Below are 17302 nucleotides of genomic sequence, written 5' to 3' on the forward strand. Positions count from 1 at the left end.
GATTTGAAGCGGATTTTCCGACAAACCGACATGCGGCCATGCGCCGGACGGGACTTGCCAGGAGACCGACGACGGGTGACATCTTCCGCCCCGCCGGCAGCCATCCGGTGATGCGGGCCGCCCTCGCCGGCGGGCGTCCCGGGTCCCGGGTCGCACCGCCGGTCCCGGCCGCGCGACGCCCGGCGGTCGATCCCACGCCTTCACGCCCACAGGAAAGTCCCGATGCTCGTCCTGCGCTCCTCCATGCCCTCCCCGTTCGGCCGCAAGGTGAAGGTCGCCGCGGCTCTGCTCGGCCTCTCCGACCGGATCACGATCGAGATCGCCGACACCAATGATCCCTCCGATTCGCTGCGCCGGCAGAATCCGCTCGGCAAGATCCCGTGCCTCGTCCTGGAGGACGGGACCGCGCTCTATGACAGCCGCGTGATCCTCGAATATCTCGACACGCTGGCCGGCGGCGGCGGGATCATTCCGGTCGAGACGACGGCCCGCTTCGCGGCGTTGCGCCTGCAGGCGCTCGCCGACGGCCTGATGGATGCCGCCCTGCTGCAGGTCTACGAGATCCGGTTCCGCAGCGAGACCGAGCGCAGCCCCGCCTGGCTCACCTACCAGGCCGCCAAGGTCGAGCGGGTGCTGGCCGTGCTGGAGGAGGCGCCGCCGGCTGCCGACGGTGTCCTGACGGTCGGAGAGATCGCCGTCGCCTGCGCGCTCGGTTATCTGGACCTGCGCTTCGAGGGCCGGTGGCGCGCCGCGCATCCGAAGCTGGTTGCCTACCTGGACGCCTTCGCGGCGCGCAATCCGGCCTTCGAGGCGACCCGCGTCAAGCCCTGATCCCGATCCGCCGGCGACTGGCCCTACGCCGCCGAAACGGAAACGGACGGAGCGTCGCCGCCCCGTCCGTTTCGCGGCATCGGGCAGGACCCGGGCCGCCGCAAGATCGAAGCCGCCGGCGGTCCGATCAAGGATCGGCCGGCGGATCGCGATCGGTGATCAGAACTTGTAGGCCGCGCCGAGCCGCAGGATGTTGCTCGACTGGTCGCTTTCGACCTTCTGCTTGCCGAGCGTGTGCGAGCCGTCGGGCGTGCCGAGATACATGTATTCGAGCTTGGCGCTGACCCGGTCGGTGATCTTGCCTTCGACGCCGGCGCCGAGGGCCATGCCGACCTCGGTCGACGAGGACGAATTGCCGTTGCCGCGCACGCCGTTGTCGACGAAGGCGATGCCGCCGGTCGCATAGGGCATGATCCGGTCGAAGGCCACGCCGACGCGACCGCGCACCGTGCCGTTCCAGTCGGATCCGGCGCGATAGGCCTTGCCGCCATTGACGGACGTGCCGTTCTCGCCGGAATAGTTGATGTCGGCTTCGGCGCCGACCACGAAGTTGGCGCCGACATTGGCATTGACGCCGCCATAGAGGCCGACATTGCCGCCGCTGGTATCGGCCGAGCGCGTCGAGACGCCCTTGACCTTGTTGCGGGCGGAACCCCAGGCCATGCCGCCCTGGGCACCCAGATAGGCGCCATTCCAGTTCGACGGGGACGACGGCAGGTAGGCACTGCCGCCATAGGGCTGGACCGGCGGGGGCGCCGAACCGCCATAGATGTCGGCCGCTTCGGCCGCGGTCGCGGACAGGACGGCAACAGCCGCCATCAGAGCGACGAACGAGACGCGAGACATGACAACGTTCCTTGACTGCTCTCTCCCCGGGAAGCCGGGAAGCACCATCGAGGTATGGACTCGTTCAGGTTAATGGTCGGTGAAACGACTGCCCCTCATGGTCCTTGCCGGGACGACGGCGGCCTTGAATTCGCGCCGGTTTCGTGGAACGAACCTCGTTGTCGGCCGGGGACGGCCCGGTTCGCGGCGCCGTGCCGCGCGCTGCGGCCGCATTCTGCCGGTGTTACGAGCGGGGCGGCTGCGTTCCGTCCGTCTCGCGAAAGCGGACCGCCACTCTCATGATCGCATGGTCGGACCTCGACATCCGCGGGACGCGACTGTCGGGATTCGATCCCCAGCCAAGGTCACGGATTTGACGATCGATCGCTCCAGGGCCCCGGCCCTGCCCGGCCGCCGGAGCCTCCTCGCCGGCCTTGCCGCCGCCGCCGTACTGCCCGTCCTGGGCCGCGGGGCCGGCGCCCAGTCGGAAGGGCTCGCGGAGCGCACTGTCGACTATGCGGTCGCGGGCGGACGCTGCACGGGCCTCCTCGTGCACCAGGCTGCCCTTGCGAAGATGCCGGCGATCGTCGTCATCCCGGAGACGAGCGGCGCGGTCAGTTGCACGCGCCTGGCCCGCCGGCTGGCACGCCAGGGCTACATGGTCTTCGTTCCGAGCTTCGTGACCCTCTATGGGTCGCCGGACGACAAGGCCGCGCGCACCAAGCTGAACAATCTGACGCCCGCCAACGTCACGGCGCTGATTCGCTCGTCGGTCGACTTTCTGGCCGCCCAGCCGCAGAGTTCCGGCACGGTCGCACTCGTCGCGCTCGGCTGGGGCGCCGCCGGCTGCGCCGCGATCGCCGCCGATCCGGGCCCCGTGAAGGCCTTGGTGCTGTTTTACATGGCGCCGCCGACGGGCGAGCAGATCCCGGCCATCAAGGTTCCGCTGCAATTGCACTATGCCGCGCTCGACGAACGCACCATGGCTCTGGTCGAACCGGCCGAACGCAAGCTGATGGGCCATTCGAAGGTGTACGAACAGTATGTCTATGAGGGCCAGACCGCCTCGTTTATGAACGAGCAGACCGACCGCAAGGTCGACGACGCCGTCGTCGCCCTCGCCTTCGATCGGATGGAGTTCTTCCTCGCCCGCTACGTCAAGCCGCGCTGACCGCGCGGCGGCCCGAACCCCCGAGTCCGATTTCCATGCTGGTCTATATCGTCAGGGACAACCGTCCGGGCCATTTCCGCCAATGCGAGGGCGTCGCCAGCGCCCTGGCGCGGATCGCCCCGCTGGAAGTGCGCAACGTATTCCCGAACTTCCATTGGTTCTCGCGCCGGATCATTCCGACGATCGCCTACCGCCTGCACCTGCCGGCCAGTCTCGTGCTCGGCCTGCTCTACGACTTCGAAGTCGAAACGCTCGACCCGCCCGACATCGTGATCGCCTCCGGTCACCGCAACGTCGTTCCGGGGCTGCTGATCGCGCGCCTGTTCGGTGCCCGCTTCGTCTATGCCGGCATCCACGACCGCCGCTATCTCGACGAGATGGACATGGTCGTCACGCCCTGCCCGCGCGATGCCTACGAGCCGCGCCACGTCTATGCGCCGGTGCTCAATCCGGTCAGCCGGAAGGATTTCCCGCTGCCGCGGCGCCTGACCGGACCGGAGGACCTGCGCGGCGCGCGCCTCGGCCTGATGCTCGGCGGCGAGACCCGCACGCACCGCTTCACGACCCGGGACTGGCGCCAGTTGGCACGCCTGATCGCCGAGACGCGGCGCGATCTCGGCATAGAATGGTGGGCGACAACCTCCCGCCGGACCCCGCGGGCCGCCCGCAAGTTCCTGAAATCGCTGGTCAAAAGCGGGGATCTGCACAAGTTCATCGAGTATGATCCGGCCATGCCGGGTTCGCCCAACGAGGTGTTGGGGCTCGACGGCACGCTGGTCACCGAGGATTCCATGGCCATGCTGTCGGAAGCGCTGACCGCCGGCCGGCCAGTGATCGCCCTGAAGCCGAGCATGGTCTGGCCGTCGCGCCAGGACGAAGCCGTGACCGCGATGGCGGCGATGGCCGGCACGCCGGTGATTCCGATCTCGGAACTGACCGTGGAGCGGATGGCGGCGGCGCTGACCGGCGGCGAGCCGGTTCCCTTCGAGCCGATCGAGGTCCTGCAGGCCAACCTGCTGGCCGCGCCGCATCTGCTGGCGGCCTTGGGCCTTGTTCCGCCGCACCCGCCGGCGCCGGCGCTTGCGACGAAGGAAAGCTGAAGGCGAAACGGCGCCGCAGGCGACGCCGTTGCCGTGCCGGGGATCAGAACTTGAAGTTCACGCCGAGCCGGCCGAGATTCGACGTGATGTCCTGCTTGCCGCCCTTGATGCCCGTGCCGGCATAGCTGACATTCGAAGTGCCGTAGTCCGAATAGAGATATTCGGCGCGCAGCGAGATGTTTTTGGTGACCGCATATTCGAGACCGCCGCCGGCGGTCCAGCCGATCAGGGTATCGGTCTTCTTCGACCGGTTGCCGCCGCCGCGACCCTCAGATTCGAGATCGGCGCCGGCAATGCCGCCGGTACCGTAGACGAGCAGCCGATCGAAGGCATAGCCCAGGCGGGCGCGTCCCGACGCGGTCCAGTCGAGCGCCGAGGTGACGCGGCCGCCCGGTACGCTCTTCGAGCCGCTGTTCTGGCCGTAGCCGAAATCGGCTTCCAGGCCGTAGACGAAATTGCCGGTCTGGAACAGGTAGCCGGCCTGCAGACCGCCGACCGCCGACTTGGTGTCGATCGACCCGCGCCCGGAACCGAGCGACGTCGACATGGTGCGCCCGCCGACATTGGCGCCCACATAGGCGCCGGTCCAGTTGAACCCATAGGAGACGATGTTGTCCGGATAGGCCGGCGCGGCGACCGGGGCCGGCGCGGGAGCGCGGGAGAGGTCGGCGGCCGAAGCGGCGCCGCCGGTCAGGCCGAGCGCGAGGGCCGCAGGTGCAGCGCGCAGGTAAAGTTTGGTCATGATGGATCCTCGTGACATCTGCCCGGATCGCCGTCGACGATCGACCGGACCGATCGCACGGCAATCGGCCGGTCCGGAGCGGTCCCCGGCGGGGAACGCCATCCACTCCGGTCGTCGCGTCGGCTTGGCCGCCCTACGACCCGGGTTGGCTATGGCTAGGCGTCGTTTGCGGCGCGTCTTCGGAAGGAATGTGGAGGCTTCGCGTCGATCTCTCGGTGAATGCGGCACCCGGCTGACGGCCGCCTTTCCGGTTGATGAACCGTAAAGGAGGCGGCGGCTGGCGATCCGCCGGCCGCGCCGGCGCGTAGATGGGCCGATTGGAGCTGCCGTCGGCCACCCACGGCGTCGCATCGAGGAGCCGCGCGATGATGCACTTCCCTCCCCCCCGCAATGCCCTGATCACCGGCGCCGGGCGCCGCATCGGGGCCGCGATCGCGCGGGACCTGGCCGGTCACGGCTGGGGCGTCGCCATCCATTGCCTGACCGGGCGGGAACAGGCCGAGCAGCTGGCGGCCTCGATTCGGGACGATGGCGGGCGGGCGGAGGTGGTCAGCGGCGATCTGGCCGACATTCAGTCCGTCTATCGCATCGTCGGCGCCGCGGCCGACCGGCTCGGGCCGATCGATCTCCTGATTAACAACGCGTCGATGTTCGAGAAGGACGAGATCGGCACGCTCGATCCGGACCTGTTCGAGCGCCAGCTACGCGTCAACCTGATCGCCCCCTGTCTGCTCGCCGACGCCTTCGTATCGCGGCTGCCGGAAGGGGTCGGCGGCCATATCGTCAATCTCGTCGACCAGCGCGTGCTCAAGCCGACGCCGCAGTTCTTTTCCTATATGCTGTCCAAATCGGCGCTGCACATGGCCACGCGGACCATGGCCCAGGCGCTCGCCCCGCGCATCCGGGTCAATGCGATCGGTCCCGGCCCGACGCTTGCGAATATCCGCCAGTCCGGCGACGATTTCGACCGGCAGACGGCGGCGGTGCCGCTGGGGGTCGGCCCGGATCTCGCCGAGTTCGGGCGGACCATCCGATATCTGTGGGAGACCCCGTCGATCACCGGGCAGATGATCTGCCTGGACGGCGGCCAGCATCTGGCCTGGCGGACGCCGGATGTGGTCGGCATCGCGGAATAGCGGCCTGTCGCGGGGCGATGCCGCGGGACCGGGTCCCGCAACACACCGTCGCCCACGACTGCATCCACCAGCAAGCCGCAACCGTGGCGACCATGGCCCGGGATTGCACGGTCCGCAGAGCCGGTCCGTGGCGAGGCACTGCCCCAGAGCCTCAGACATGCAAAGGCCGGCGCAAGCGCCGGCCTCAACATTCCATCGCCCCCGCGATCGATCAGAACTTGTAGCTGGCCCGGACCACGGCCTTGTGGGTCACGACATCGATCTTGGCGCCGTTGAAGTTCAACGTGCCGAGATCGGAGTACTTGTACTCCGCGCCCAGGATCCAGTTGTTGGTCACCGCGAACTCGGCGCCGCCACCGATGGTGTAGCCGACCATGGTTTCCTTCTTCGAAGCCGAACCGCCCGGGAACACCAGGAGCTTGGCCGACGCTTCAACTTCGTCCGCCGCGATACCGCCGGCGACGTAGAACAGAGCGCGATCGGCCGCCAGACCGGCGCGGGCGCGCAGATCACCGGTCCAGTTGTGATCGGTGCCGCAGCGGAAAATGTTGCCCGGGCCGCAGCGGCCAGAACCGCTGGCGTTCGACCAGGCCAGGCTGCCTTCGACGCCGACCACCAGCATGTTGAACTGCATGTTGTAGCCGACATGGCCGCCGGCCAGCCATCCCTCGGCATTCGGGCCGCCCGGAACGTTGCGCCAGTCGTCGGCATTCCAGCTGTAGCCGACCTGGGCGCCGACATAGAGCCCGCTCCAGGTATAGGCCGACACCAGGGTCGGCGTGACCGGCACGACGACCGGCTTGACGCCGAGATCGGCGGCACTGGCCAGGGCGGTCGATGCGGCCAGCATGGCCAAACCGGACAGGAAACGCTTCATCATAACGGCCTCGCACCCGAAGAATCGTGGATTTCTCGCTTCACAGACTGACAGAGATGACAGACTGCGCAAGTGCAGGATGGCAACACTGCATCGCCAACCAACCGGCGGGCGCCCATTCTCGGCATAAAAAGGGGGCGGCGTTTCCGCCACCCCCTTCGCAGTCAGCAACCGATCCGGAATTCCGAATCAGAACTTGTAGCTGAGACGGACCTGGAACACGTTGGTGCTCAGGTCGGCGCCGCCCTTGCCACCGATCTTGCCGTAATCCGCATACTTGTACTCGACGCCGGCGATCCAGTTGTTGGTGATCGCGTATTCGGCACCGAGACCCGCGGTCCAGCCGGTCTCGACGCGGCCGCTGTTCTTCTTCTTCACGCCGGCGTCCACGTCGGCGAAAGCGAAGCCGGCGGTGCCGAACACATGGAAGCGGTCGAACGCGACGCCGAGGCGGCCGCGGACGTCGCCGGTCCAATTGATGTCGGCCGACTTGGAGCTCATGTTGCTCCAGGACCAGCTGCCGTCGATGCCGGCCACCAGCATGTTCATCTGCCAGTTGGCACCGGCATGAACGCCGGCGAGCCAGCCGTTCGGGTCCGACTTCAGCTTGCCGACATCGCCCGTGCCGTAGCCGGTCTGCAGACCGACATAGGCGCCGGTCCACATATAGGCCGGCAGCAGGGTCGGGGCCACCGGAACGGCGACCGGCGCCGGAGCGCGATAGAGGTCCGCGGCAGAGGCGGCTCCGGCTGTCAGGGCCAGACCCAGCACCGCGCCGAGCAGACGAAACTTCATCATTTTCAGTACTCCCACCAGATTTCGATGTCGCGACTATAGGCACAGCCCGCGACGTGGCACGAGTGCAAATTTGCAACAACTCCATGGATGCGCGTGGCTAACCCCACGTTAACCATACGCCCCGCCGAGTTCCCTCGCGTCTCGGGATGGCATATCACGGTCATGACACACATGAGACTAACAAACCGTGAAGTCGTCACTTGGTTCCTGACTTAGTCACGACTTCGCCACGTTCGTTACCGAATGCGGCAGAAGAATGGAGCTCTGATAACATTTCCTCAACATTTGACAGCTGGTCACGATCATGTGAGGTCCGCCAACACGGCTCCGCCGTTAAGGAACTGCGCCTGACGCAGGGCCGGGCGTGTCTTGCAGCCGCGGACGGGCCATATAGAAGGAGCCGACCAGACGCTCCCTCGCCGCCCGAATCCGGTCCGGCGCGACCAAGATGCCCATGACCGAAGAGCCCGCCCCCTCCGAGACGACCGAACCGGCAACCGCGGCCCATGGGGCCGAGGTCATTGCCGATCTGGTCAAGCGCCTGCCCAACGAGCCGGGCGTCTATCGCATGATCGACCGCAAGGGCGACGTGCTCTATGTCGGCAAGGCGCGGAACCTGAAGAAGCGCGTCTCCAACTACGCCCGCGGCGCCGGCCTGTCGGCGCGCATCCTGCGCATGATCCGCGAGACGTCGACCATGGAATTCGTCCAGACCCGGACGGAGACCGAGGCGCTTCTGCTGGAAGCCAACCTGATCAAACGGCTGCGGCCGCGGTTCAACGTCCTTCTGCGCGACGACAAGAGCTTTCCGTATATTCTCGTTGCCGAAGATCATGCGGCGCCGTCGCTTGTCAAGCATCGCGGCGCGCGCAAGCGCAAGGGCAGCTATTTCGGCCCCTTCGCCTCGGCCGGCGCCGTCGGGCGCACGATCAATGCCCTGCAGAAGGCCTTCCTGATCCGAACCTGCTCGGATTCCGTCTACGAGACCCGCACCCGCCCCTGCCTGCTGTTCCAGATCAAGCGCTGCGCCGCCCCCTGCACCGGCGAGATCGACGCCGCCGGCTACGCCGAACTGGTCGCCGAGGCCAAGGCCTTCCTGTCGGGGCGCAGCCAGGCCGTGAAGGCGGATCTGGCCGCCGCCATGGAGCAGGCGTCCGATGCGCTCGATTTCGAGCGCGCTGCCGTCTGCCGCGATCGGCTGGCCGCATTGAGCCACGTCCAGTCGCACCAGGGCATCAATCCGCAGACCGTGGAGGAGGCGGATGTCTTCGCCGCCCACCATGAAGGCGCGCAGACCTGCATCCAGGTATTCTTCTTCCGCACCGGCCAGAACTGGGGCAACCGGGCCTATTTCCCGCGCGCCGACAAGTCGCTGTCCGAGGCGGAGATCCTGGAATCCTTCGTCGCCCAGTTCTACGACGACAAGCCGGTGCCGCGATTGATCCTGCTCAGCCACGATCTCGAGGAGCGCGAACTGCTGGAGCAGGCTCTGTGCGAACGTGCCGGCGCGCGGGTCGAGGTCGCGGTGCCCAAGCGCGGCGAGAAGAAGGACCTGGTCGAGCACGCCCTGCTCAACGCCCGCGAGGCGCTCGGGCGCCGGCTGGCCGAATCGTCCAGCCAGGCGCGCCTGCTCGCCGGGCTCGGGACCGCCTTCGGCCTTGCCGAGGCGCCCAAGCGGGTCGAGGTCTACGACAACAGCCACATCATGGGGACGAACGCGGTCGGCGCCATGATCGTGGCCGGGCCCGACGGCTTCGTGAAGAACCAGTACCGCAAGTTCAACATCCGCTCGACCGACCTGACGCCCGGCGACGACTACGGCATGATGCGCGAGGTGCTGACCCGCCGTTTCGCACGCCTGGTGCGCGAAGCTGGTGCTAAGGCCGAAGCGCCACGCGACGAGCAGGGCTTCGGGGCCTGGCCGGATCTGGTCTTCGTCGATGGCGGCAAGGGCCAGTTGGAGGCCGCCCGCCAGGTTCTCGCCGATCTCGGCATCCTCGAGGACGTGCCGTTGGTCGGCATCGCCAAGGGACCGGATCGGGATGCCGGGCGCGAGCGATTCTTCATCCCCGGCCGGCCCGACTTCATGCTGCCGGAGCGCGACGCCGTGCTCTATTTCGTGCAGCGCCTGCGCGACGAGGCGCATCGCTTCGCCATCGGCACCCATCGTGCAAAGCGTTCCAAGGCAATCGGCCAATCGGCGCTCGACGAGATTGCCGGCGTCGGCCCGACCCGCAAGCGCGCCCTGCTGCGCCATTTCGGCACCATCAAGGCGATCTCGAAGGCCGCCATGGAGGATCTGATGCAGGTCGACGGCATTTCGGAAAGCCTCGCCGAGGCAATCCACGATCATTTCCATGAGGATGCGTGACCCGTAACGGGTTGCCGGACACGGCCCGAGCAATGCGCGGCGCTTCCGATCCCACTCCCGGTCAGCTAATAAGGAACCGACGGCGAGAGGCAATCATGGGCGATATCGCGGAAGTGGAATGTGGCTTGCGCTGGGACGAGGGTCTCCAGGCCTGGATGGTCGAATCCACCGGGCTCGCGGAGACCGTGCTCGCCCATCCCGGCCTGTCGGCGCCGCCTTACGGCGAACTCTACCGCAAGCTTGGCGAGCATTTCGGCGTCGCCTTCGACAACCTGCGCTTCGCCTACTCGCATATCCCGCTCTGCCTCCACGCCGCCGAACACGCCAAGGCCCGGCGCGGCATCGCCGGCCACCTCGCCACCCGCCGCGGGCCGCTCGATGCCGTCGCACCGGCCCTGGTCGCCCGCCATTTCGGTGCCTTGAAGCAGCCGGGCACGATCGACCTGATGCAGGCCGTCATCGAGCCCTTCGTGATCGACCTTCTGTCGGCGGTGACCGGCCTCGACGACATTGGCGCCGATCAGGCCCCGACCGCATCGCAGATCTTCGGACGCGGCGTCGGCATGGCGCGGCGCCGGCGCATGGAAGCCGAAATGGGCCGCCTGCGCCAACATATCGCCGACGTGCTCGGCCAGGATCCCGGCAGCGACGATGTCGGCCGGAGCATGGCGCTGCTGATTCTCGGGCGCGACGCCCTGACCGGCTCGCTCGGCACCAGCCTTTACGCGCTGCTGAAGGAAGCCGGGCCGGTTCCGTTGGCGGCCGTCGCCTTTCCGGAGATGATGCCGGACACCGGTGTGCCGTATACGGAACGCTTCGTTGTCGAGCCGGTCGAGATCGCCGGCAGGACTTTTGCGATCGGCGAGAAGTTCCGGGTTTTCCTCGCCCCCTTCACGCAGACCGGCGAAACACGCGATCGGGCCAAGATTTTCGGCGTCGGCGCGCATACCTGCCTTGGCCGACCGTTGTCCCTCGACATCTGGCGCTGCATCGGGCAAGTCTTCGCGGAGACCACGACCCGGGTGGAGATCGTCGACTACGCTTTGCGCGAAGACGAGGTCTTCGCCTATCCTGTTCGCTTTCTCGTAAGGATCGACGAATGAGCATCGAAGCCCGGCAGATCGTAGTCGATGCCCTCCAGAAGGCGATGGGAACGTTCGACAACAGCGGACTTTCGACGCGGCTGAACGACCCCGCCGGCGATGTGGCGCTGTCCGAACTCGGGCTCGACAGCCTGACCGGGATCGAATGGTGCATGGAGATCGAGACCGCAACGGGGCTCGAACTCGATCCGGCCGTGCTGGGCCGGCTCGACACCCTGTCGGCCTTCGTCGACCATGTCGCAGGCCGCCTCGAGGCCGCGTGAGCGACGCCTTCGCCCTTCCAGCCTATATAGCCCGGTTCAAGGCGGCCCGGACGCCATCGGAACTCGCCGTCCGCTTCGCGGAGGCGGACGATGCCCTCACCCCGCACGAATATCTCGCGCTCGGCGATCTGCTGGCGGAGATCCTTCCGGAGGTGCTGCCGCACTACCGCAACCGGCAGGTGACCAAGCATATTACCGCCCGGAACGCACAACCCTATGCCCGGCACCCGCTGGGGCCTCATGTCCTGAAATTCGCCGATTCCTCCGTGCCGGACGACCGGAAGACCCTCCTGGTCGCCTTCACCGGCCTGAAGCCGCGGCTGATGTTGCCCAATCTGGTTCTGCTGCAGACCCTGCCGGCGGAACTCTTCGATCTCGTGATCTGCTACGATCCCGGCCATGATCATTTCGTCGCCGGAACGGTGGACTATGCCGACAGCTTCCCCGACCTGGTCCGGCGCCTGAACGCCGACCTCCGGCCGGACCGCTACCGCCGGCATGTGGCGATCGGGACCTCGATGGGTGGGCTTCCGGCCATCCGCTACGGATTGCTCGGGGGAGTCGAGGAGGTGGTCGCCATTTCCGCAGCGACGCCCTGGCACATCAACCGGCTCAAGGTCGGGCGGCCGACCGAGGCCTTCGATCCGCTCTGCGCCTGCATGGCCGGCCGGACACCCCCGACCCTGGCGGTGTTCAGTGCCTTGAACCGTACCGATTCGAAGGTGGCCTATTGGCTCGGCGAGCATTTCGGTGCGCGACTCCGGCCGATCCCGGACGAGGCCGGACACAATCCGTTGTCTGCGATGTGGCGGGACGGCCGGCTGCCCGGCCTGCTGGGCGAGCTTTTGCACTTCACGCCCGACACGGACCCGGTCGCTTCCGAGCCGGCGAGGCCGCAGGAGACTCCGAAGCCGAAACCTCAGGAGAAGCCGGCGGTCGAAGCGAGCCCGAAGAGAATGGCGACGGTCAAGGACAGGCCGGCGCCGTCTGCCTTCGTCCGCTTCTGGCGCCGGCTGGCCCGCCGGATCGGACTGGCATCCAAGCCCGCGCGCAAGCCTCCCCGATCCGACGCGACCTGAAGCCGGGCGGACCTGCGCTACGGCGGCGTTGACGGGGAGCCTCGGGCCATGTTCTCTCCGTCAGGACCGGCCTTGAGCCGGAAGGCCCCGACAGCAGGAGTGCGCCGGGAATGTCGGCATGGAACCTGCCCAACATCCTGACCTTTGGGCGAATCGCTGCCGTGCCGTTGGTCGTGGCCTGCTTCACCCTCCCCGAACTGCCGACCTTCACGTCGCGCTGGGTCGCCTTCGCCATCTATGCTGCGGCGGCGATCACGGACTTCTTCGACGGCTATCTGGCGCGCGCCTGGCAGCAGCAATCCGCGCTCGGACGCATGCTCGACCCGATCGCCGACAAACTGCTGGTCGCGTCGTGCCTCCTCATCCTGACCGACGACGGCACCATCGCCGGCTGGACCGTGATCGCGGCCGTGATCATCCTGTGCCGCGAGATTCTCGTTTCGGGCCTGCGCGAATTCCTGGCCGAACTCAGGGTCAGCGTGCCGGTCACCCGGCTCGCCAAATGGAAGACCACCGCCCAGCTGGTCGCGATCGGCTTCCTGATCGTCGGCTCGTCCGGCGAGCGCATCCTCCCCTACACGGTCGAGATCGGCATCGTCCTGCTCTGGATTTCCGCCATCCTCACCCTCTATACCGGCTACGACTACTTCCGGGCCGGGATCGGCCATCTGATCGAGGATTGAGCCTTGCGGCTTCTCTATTTCGCCTGGGTGCGCGAGCGGATCGGCAAGACCGAGGAGACCGTGGACCTGCCGGCGCATGTCAGGACCGGGGCCGACCTGCTGGCCTGGCTGAAGACCCGCGGCGAGGAATATGACCACGCCCTGGAGCGCCCGGACGTGATCCGGCTGGCCGTCGACCAGATGCATGTCCGCCAGACCGAAGACATTGCAGGGGCACGCGAAATCGCGCTGTTCCCGCCCATGACGGGCGGTTGAGGCGGCCATGGCGGCGATCCCGATCACCATCCGTGTCCAGGCCGAGCCGTTCGATTCCGAGGCCGAGGTCGCCCTGCTGAGGGCCGGGCGGACCGATGTCGGGGCGGTCGTGACCTTCCAGGGCCTGTGCCGCTCCGAGGGCGGCAGTCTGGCGGCACTCGAACTCGAACACTATCCGGGCATGGCCGAAACCGAGATCCGGCGGGTCGCCGAGGCGGCGGCGGCGCGCTGGCCGGTGCTCGGGCTCGCCGCAATCCACCGATACGGCAAGATTGCCCCCGGCGCCCCGATCGTGCTGGTCGTCGCCACGTCGTCGCACCGACAGGCCGCCTTCGAAGCCGCCGCCTTCCTGATGGACTTCCTGAAGACCCGCGCCCCCTTCTGGAAGAAGGAGCACCATGCCGACGGCCGCGAGGGCGGGTGGGTCGACGCGCGCGAGGCCGACGACGCGGCCGCGGCGCGCTGGGGCGGAGAGGCGCCGTGACGGCGGACGACCGCGCCACCAGCGCTTCGGCCGGGTCCACGACGGCAGCGCCCGACGACGCGCCGCGCGGCGGCGGCATGCCGGGGCCCGATGCCCGCATGGCCCTCGGCGACGGGGCCAAGCCTCCCGGCCAGGAGCGTCCGCCGGTCACCGTCGAGAGCCTGCGCGAGATCCGCGCCGCGCTCGGCTATGGCATCCTGTTCATGGTCATCGGCGGACTGGTCTTCACGCTGGCCGGCTTCGGCTTCACCGCCATGATGGGCACAAGCTGCTTCGAAGGCTTCTGTGCCTACGTGCCCTTCCTCTACTTCGCCCCGCTCGGCCTGATCGCCGGCTTCGTGCTGGGCGCGAAGATCGGCCGCGCCAAGGCGCGTTCGTAGGGTCAAGCTGCGTCCAGCCGCTCGAGCGCTTCGCGCAGAATGGTGTTGATACGGTCGTCGAGATCCGGTCCGGCCCCCAGGCGCTCGACCAGAGCCCGATCGAGATGCACCGTCACGGTCTTCGCAAACTGGCGACGGGCGTTCGCCAGCATCTCCGGCGACGGCTCGTAGGTATCGGGATCATCGGCGATGGCTGCCCGGATCTCTTCATCCGAGAGATCGCGAAATCGATTCCACGCCTCATCCGTGTGCGTCCCGATAGGCCTCCCAATATTGGTTTCGCTCATATCTGGTTGCCCGCCGCGCCGAGATCACACGGCGCCTGTCACTCCGCTCCGTATAGACTACCATGATTTCGACTCCGCGGCACAGCCCATAGGCTGTCACGCGAACTTCGCCGTAGTCGAAGCGGTCATCATCGAAACTGAAAACCCAACCATCAAAGATCGTGACAGCCAGTTCAAAAGAGATCCCATGCTTGGCCGCATTGAGCCGGGCTTTCTCGGGATCCCACTCAAATCCCGGCGGAGGCGGTGCCATCGGTCCCACCTCCGCCGTCGATCTCGTTTACCACCTGACCATCACTCCGCCGCGGCGCGCTTCGGCTGGACCTCGGCGAAATAGTCGTTCATCAGGCCGAGCGTGATCTCGCCGGGCTTGAACGTGTAGGGGCCGACCTCGGACACCGGCGTGACTTCCGCGGCGGTGCCGGTCAGGAAGCATTCGGTGAAGCCGGACAGTTCCTCCGGCTTGATGCGGCGCTCGATCACTTCGATGCCACGGCGGCGAGCGAGGTCGAGCACGGTCTGGCGGGTGATGCCGTTGAGGAAGCGGTCGGCGAGCGGGGTGTGCAGCTTGCCGTCCTGGACGAAGAACACGTTGGCGCCGGTGGCCTCGGCCACATAGCCCTCGTAGTCCCACATCAGCGCGTCGGCATAGCCCTTGTTCTCGGCGGCATGCTTGGAGATCGTGCAGATCATGTAGAGGCCGGCGGCCTTCGATTTCGACGGCGCGGTGGCCGGGTCCGGGCGGCGATATTCGGCGATGTCCAGGCGGATGCCGCGGGCGCGCTCTTCCGGTTTGAAGTAGCTCGGCCACTGCCAGGCCGCGATGGCGACATGGATCGTGTTGGACTGGGCCGACACGCCCATCATCTCCGATCCACGCCAGGCGACCGGGCGCACATAGGCGTCGACCAGGCCCATGCGGACGAGCAGTTCCTCGCAGGCGCGGTTCAGCTCGTCGACCGAATAGGGCAGCTTGAAGCCCAGGATCTCGGCGGAGTTGTGCAGGCGCTCATGATGTTCGGTCTGCTTGAAGACCACGCCGCCATAGGCACGCTGCCCTTCGAACACGCAGGAGCCGTAGTGCAGGCCGTGGGTCAGCACATGCACCTTGGCGTCCTTCCACGGCACGAAGTGACCGTCGTACCAGATGACGCCGTCGAGCTGATCGAAAGGCAGTGCCATGTCGTTCTCCGGATCCTTGTTGTCGCCTGCCGCCGTCGGGTGGCCGATCCGTTCCGCCGGGCCATGACGGCCTTGCGCGGGATCGGACGCGGTCCGGCGCCGGCTCCTCCCGAGCCGGGGCCCTTGCCCTTCGGCCCGCGCTTTGCTTTGCGGACGGCCTGCCGATATCTTGCACCGACGACGACCGTCGCGCCACCCGCGGGATTGCCCTTCCGGGCCCTCCGCCGGGGATCGACGGCCCGGCCGCGACCGACCGGCCTGGCCGGCCTCGGGCACGATCCTTTCGTCGAGACGCCGCCGGAAGTAACGAATGGAACGAAATAAGTCAATATGGCTGACATAAATTTCTCGACGACAGCCTCCGCGCCCGATCGGACCGCCGCCGCGGCGATCGACGGCAGCGGCCCAGATGCCGGTGCCGCCGTATCGGCCCCGACGGCCGGCGAGCCGCAATGGGAGATGATCGAACTCCTGTTCTTCGCCTATCGCGACTTCATCGGCGACCCCGACGCGATCCTGGACGCGTTCGATTTCGGGCGCGCGCATCACCGGGTGCTGCATTTCGTCAACCGCAATCCCGGCATGCCGGTCGCCGAGCTTCTGAACATCCTGAAGATCACCAAGCAGAGCCTCGGGCGGGTGCTGCGGGAACTGATCGAGGCCGGCTATGTCGAGCAGCAGACCGGCGAAAGCGATCGGCGGCAGCGCCTGCTGTTCGCCACGGCGCGCGGCCGGGACCTGGCGCTGCGACTGGCCGCGCCGCAATCGACCCGCATCGCCGCGGCCCTCGCAGCGCTCGGCCCCGAAGGCGCCGCCGCCGCCCGGGAGTTCCTGCGCCTGATGATCAATGCCGAGGAGCGCGCCGAGACGGCACGCTTCGTCGCACGGACATGACGCGACCGCCACTCCGGTCCCGCCCTGCCCCCGAACGAGACCCAATGCGCGCACCGCGGGCGTCCGGACGTCTCGTCCGCCCGCATCCCGCGCCGGAGACCGCCTGATGGAAACGCCGCGCCCGGCACCGCTGGCCGACGAGGCCCCGCATCTGCTCGTCGTCGACGACGACAGCCGCATCCGCACCCTGCTGTCGCGCTATCTCGGCGACCAGGGCTTCCGCGTCACCGTCGCCGAAAGTGCCGCCGAGGCGCGGCGCAAGCTGGAGGCCTTCGATTTCGACCTCCTGATCCTCGACGTGATGATGCCCGGCGAGAGCGGCATGGACCTGACCGCCGCGATCCGCCGGACCTCGGAGGTGCCGATCCTGATGCTGACCGCGCGCACCGAGACCGACAACCGCATCCGCGGCCTGGAACTCGGCGCCGACGACTATGTCGCCAAGCCGTTCGACCCGCGCGAACTGATCCTGCGCATCAACAATATCCTGAAGCGCGGTTCGTCGGCGGCCAAGCCGAAGAGCGGCGAAGTGCGCTTCGGCGCCTTCTCGTTCCACCTCGAGCGCCAGGAATTGCGCCGCGGCGACGATCCGATCCGTCTCACCGACCGCGAGCGACAGCTGATGCGCATCTTCGCCGAGCGGCCCGGCGAGACCATCCCCCGCCACGAGATCGTCGGCTCGGACAACAGTCTCGGCGACCGGACGGCCGATGTGCAGATCAACCGCCTCCGGCGCAAGATCGAGGCCGATCCCGCCAACCCGGTCTATCTGCAGACCGTGCGCGGGCTGGGCTATCGCCTCGTGACCGATTGACGGCGTCATGTCGGCGATCGGCAAAAG

Annotated in this window: 21 protein-coding genes; 14 read left to right on the forward strand and 7 right to left on the reverse strand. The window is 67.5% G+C overall.

What is annotated here, in order from left to right:
* The first annotated feature begins 222 nt into the window (after window positions 1-222).
* On the forward strand, window positions 223-831 hold the full coding sequence (locus KL771_RS06990; protein ID WP_261967831.1) for a glutathione S-transferase family protein: 609 nt from the start codon (window positions 223-225) through the stop codon (window positions 829-831).
* 159 nt (window positions 832-990) lie between these two features.
* Here KL771_RS06990 and KL771_RS06995 read toward each other — a convergent pair whose 3' ends face one another.
* Window positions 991-1677 carry an outer membrane protein gene (locus KL771_RS06995; RefSeq protein WP_261967832.1) on the reverse strand — a complete coding sequence of 229 codons (687 nt, stop codon included), beginning with the start codon at window positions 1675-1677 and terminating at the stop codon, window positions 991-993.
* A gap of 352 nt (window positions 1678-2029) precedes the next feature.
* Here KL771_RS06995 and KL771_RS07000 point away from each other — a divergent pair, with 352 nt between their 5' ends.
* Complete coding sequence (locus KL771_RS07000) at window positions 2030-2827, forward strand: dienelactone hydrolase family protein (RefSeq protein ID WP_261967833.1); 798 nt, start codon at window positions 2030-2032, stop codon at window positions 2825-2827.
* Window positions 2828-2862: 35 nt separating this feature from the next.
* Window positions 2863-3927: a mitochondrial fission ELM1 family protein gene (locus tag KL771_RS07005; RefSeq protein WP_261967834.1), complete on the forward strand. Its 1065-nt coding sequence runs from the start codon at window positions 2863-2865 to the stop codon at window positions 3925-3927.
* A gap of 43 nt (window positions 3928-3970) precedes the next feature.
* On the opposite strand, the gene KL771_RS07010 is transcribed toward KL771_RS07005, so the two are convergent.
* Window positions 3971-4669, reverse strand: coding sequence for an outer membrane protein (locus KL771_RS07010; protein ID WP_261967835.1), 699 nt, complete (start codon window positions 4667-4669; stop codon window positions 3971-3973).
* A 365-nt stretch (window positions 4670-5034) separates the two neighbouring features.
* Between KL771_RS07010 and KL771_RS07015 the strand changes: the two genes are divergently transcribed.
* Window positions 5035-5805: an SDR family oxidoreductase gene (locus KL771_RS07015; protein WP_261967836.1), complete on the forward strand. Its 771-nt coding sequence runs from the start codon at window positions 5035-5037 to the stop codon at window positions 5803-5805.
* A 211-nt stretch (window positions 5806-6016) separates the two neighbouring features.
* On the opposite strand, the gene KL771_RS07020 is transcribed toward KL771_RS07015, so the two are convergent.
* Together KL771_RS07020 and KL771_RS07025 are read right to left on the reverse strand one after the other, a co-directional pair.
* Complete coding sequence (locus KL771_RS07020; RefSeq protein WP_261967837.1) at window positions 6017-6685, reverse strand: outer membrane protein; 669 nt, start codon at window positions 6683-6685, stop codon at window positions 6017-6019.
* A gap of 186 nt (window positions 6686-6871) precedes the next feature.
* Window positions 6872-7480: an outer membrane protein gene (locus KL771_RS07025; RefSeq protein ID WP_054360617.1), complete on the reverse strand. Its 609-nt coding sequence runs from the start codon at window positions 7478-7480 to the stop codon at window positions 6872-6874.
* A 448-nt stretch (window positions 7481-7928) separates the two neighbouring features.
* On the opposite strand from KL771_RS07025, the gene uvrC reads away from it, so the two are divergent.
* The 8 genes from uvrC to KL771_RS07065 all read left to right on the forward strand — a co-directional run bounded on the left by uvrC (window position 7929) and on the right by KL771_RS07065 (window position 14098).
* On the forward strand, window positions 7929-9851 hold the full coding sequence (gene uvrC / locus KL771_RS07030; protein ID WP_261967838.1) for an excinuclease ABC subunit UvrC: 1923 nt from the start codon (window positions 7929-7931) through the stop codon (window positions 9849-9851).
* Between the two features lie 95 nt (window positions 9852-9946).
* Window positions 9947-10954, forward strand: a complete 1008-nt coding sequence (locus tag KL771_RS07035; protein ID WP_261967839.1) for a cytochrome P450 — start codon at window positions 9947-9949, stop codon at window positions 10952-10954.
* On the forward strand, window positions 10951-11217 hold the full coding sequence (locus KL771_RS07040) for an acyl carrier protein (RefSeq protein WP_261967840.1): 267 nt from the start codon (window positions 10951-10953) through the stop codon (window positions 11215-11217). Before KL771_RS07035 ends, KL771_RS07040 begins: the two co-directional genes overlap by 4 nt.
* Window positions 11214-12296, forward strand: coding sequence for a hypothetical protein (locus tag KL771_RS07045; RefSeq protein ID WP_261967841.1), 1083 nt, complete (start codon window positions 11214-11216; stop codon window positions 12294-12296). Before KL771_RS07040 ends, KL771_RS07045 begins: the two co-directional genes overlap by 4 nt.
* 110 nt (window positions 12297-12406) lie before the next feature.
* On the forward strand, window positions 12407-12979 hold the full coding sequence (gene pgsA / locus KL771_RS07050; RefSeq protein ID WP_261967842.1) for a CDP-diacylglycerol--glycerol-3-phosphate 3-phosphatidyltransferase: 573 nt from the start codon (window positions 12407-12409) through the stop codon (window positions 12977-12979).
* Between the two features lie 3 nt (window positions 12980-12982).
* The gene (moaD, locus tag KL771_RS07055; protein ID WP_261967843.1) at window positions 12983-13234 is read left to right on the forward strand and encodes a molybdopterin converting factor subunit 1; all 252 of its coding nucleotides are present in this window, start codon (window positions 12983-12985) and stop codon (window positions 13232-13234) included.
* Window positions 13235-13241: 7 nt separating this feature from the next.
* On the forward strand, window positions 13242-13718 hold the full coding sequence (locus KL771_RS07060) for a molybdenum cofactor biosynthesis protein MoaE (protein WP_261967844.1): 477 nt from the start codon (window positions 13242-13244) through the stop codon (window positions 13716-13718).
* Window positions 13715-14098: a hypothetical protein gene (locus KL771_RS07065; RefSeq protein ID WP_261967845.1), complete on the forward strand. Its 384-nt coding sequence runs from the start codon at window positions 13715-13717 to the stop codon at window positions 14096-14098. Before KL771_RS07060 ends, KL771_RS07065 begins: the two co-directional genes overlap by 4 nt.
* Before the next feature lie 2 nt (window positions 14099-14100).
* Here KL771_RS07065 and KL771_RS07070 read toward each other — a convergent pair whose 3' ends face one another.
* The 3 genes from KL771_RS07070 to KL771_RS07080 are packed head-to-tail and all read right to left on the reverse strand — an operon-like array spanning window position 14101 to window position 15567.
* Window positions 14101-14385, reverse strand: a complete 285-nt coding sequence (locus tag KL771_RS07070; RefSeq protein ID WP_261967846.1) for a hypothetical protein — start codon at window positions 14383-14385, stop codon at window positions 14101-14103.
* Complete coding sequence (locus tag KL771_RS07075; RefSeq protein WP_261967847.1) at window positions 14339-14638, reverse strand: BrnT family toxin; 300 nt, start codon at window positions 14636-14638, stop codon at window positions 14339-14341. The genes KL771_RS07070 and KL771_RS07075 overlap by 47 nt, the downstream gene beginning before the upstream one ends.
* Window positions 14639-14679: 41 nt before the next feature.
* Window positions 14680-15567, reverse strand: coding sequence for a branched-chain amino acid aminotransferase (locus KL771_RS07080; RefSeq protein ID WP_261967848.1), 888 nt, complete (start codon window positions 15565-15567; stop codon window positions 14680-14682).
* Between the two features lie 330 nt (window positions 15568-15897).
* Between KL771_RS07080 and KL771_RS07085 the strand changes: the two genes are divergently transcribed.
* Together KL771_RS07085 and KL771_RS07090 are read left to right on the forward strand one after the other, a co-directional pair.
* On the forward strand, window positions 15898-16461 hold the full coding sequence (locus tag KL771_RS07085) for a MarR family winged helix-turn-helix transcriptional regulator (RefSeq protein ID WP_261967849.1): 564 nt from the start codon (window positions 15898-15900) through the stop codon (window positions 16459-16461).
* Between the two features lie 106 nt (window positions 16462-16567).
* Complete coding sequence (locus tag KL771_RS07090) at window positions 16568-17275, forward strand: response regulator (RefSeq protein ID WP_261967850.1); 708 nt, start codon at window positions 16568-16570, stop codon at window positions 17273-17275.
* The last annotated feature ends 27 nt before the right edge of the window (window positions 17276-17302 follow it).

This window comes from Prosthecodimorpha staleyi (genome assembly GCF_018729455.1).
Taxonomy (GTDB): domain Bacteria; phylum Pseudomonadota; class Alphaproteobacteria; order Rhizobiales; family Ancalomicrobiaceae; genus Prosthecodimorpha; species Prosthecodimorpha staleyi.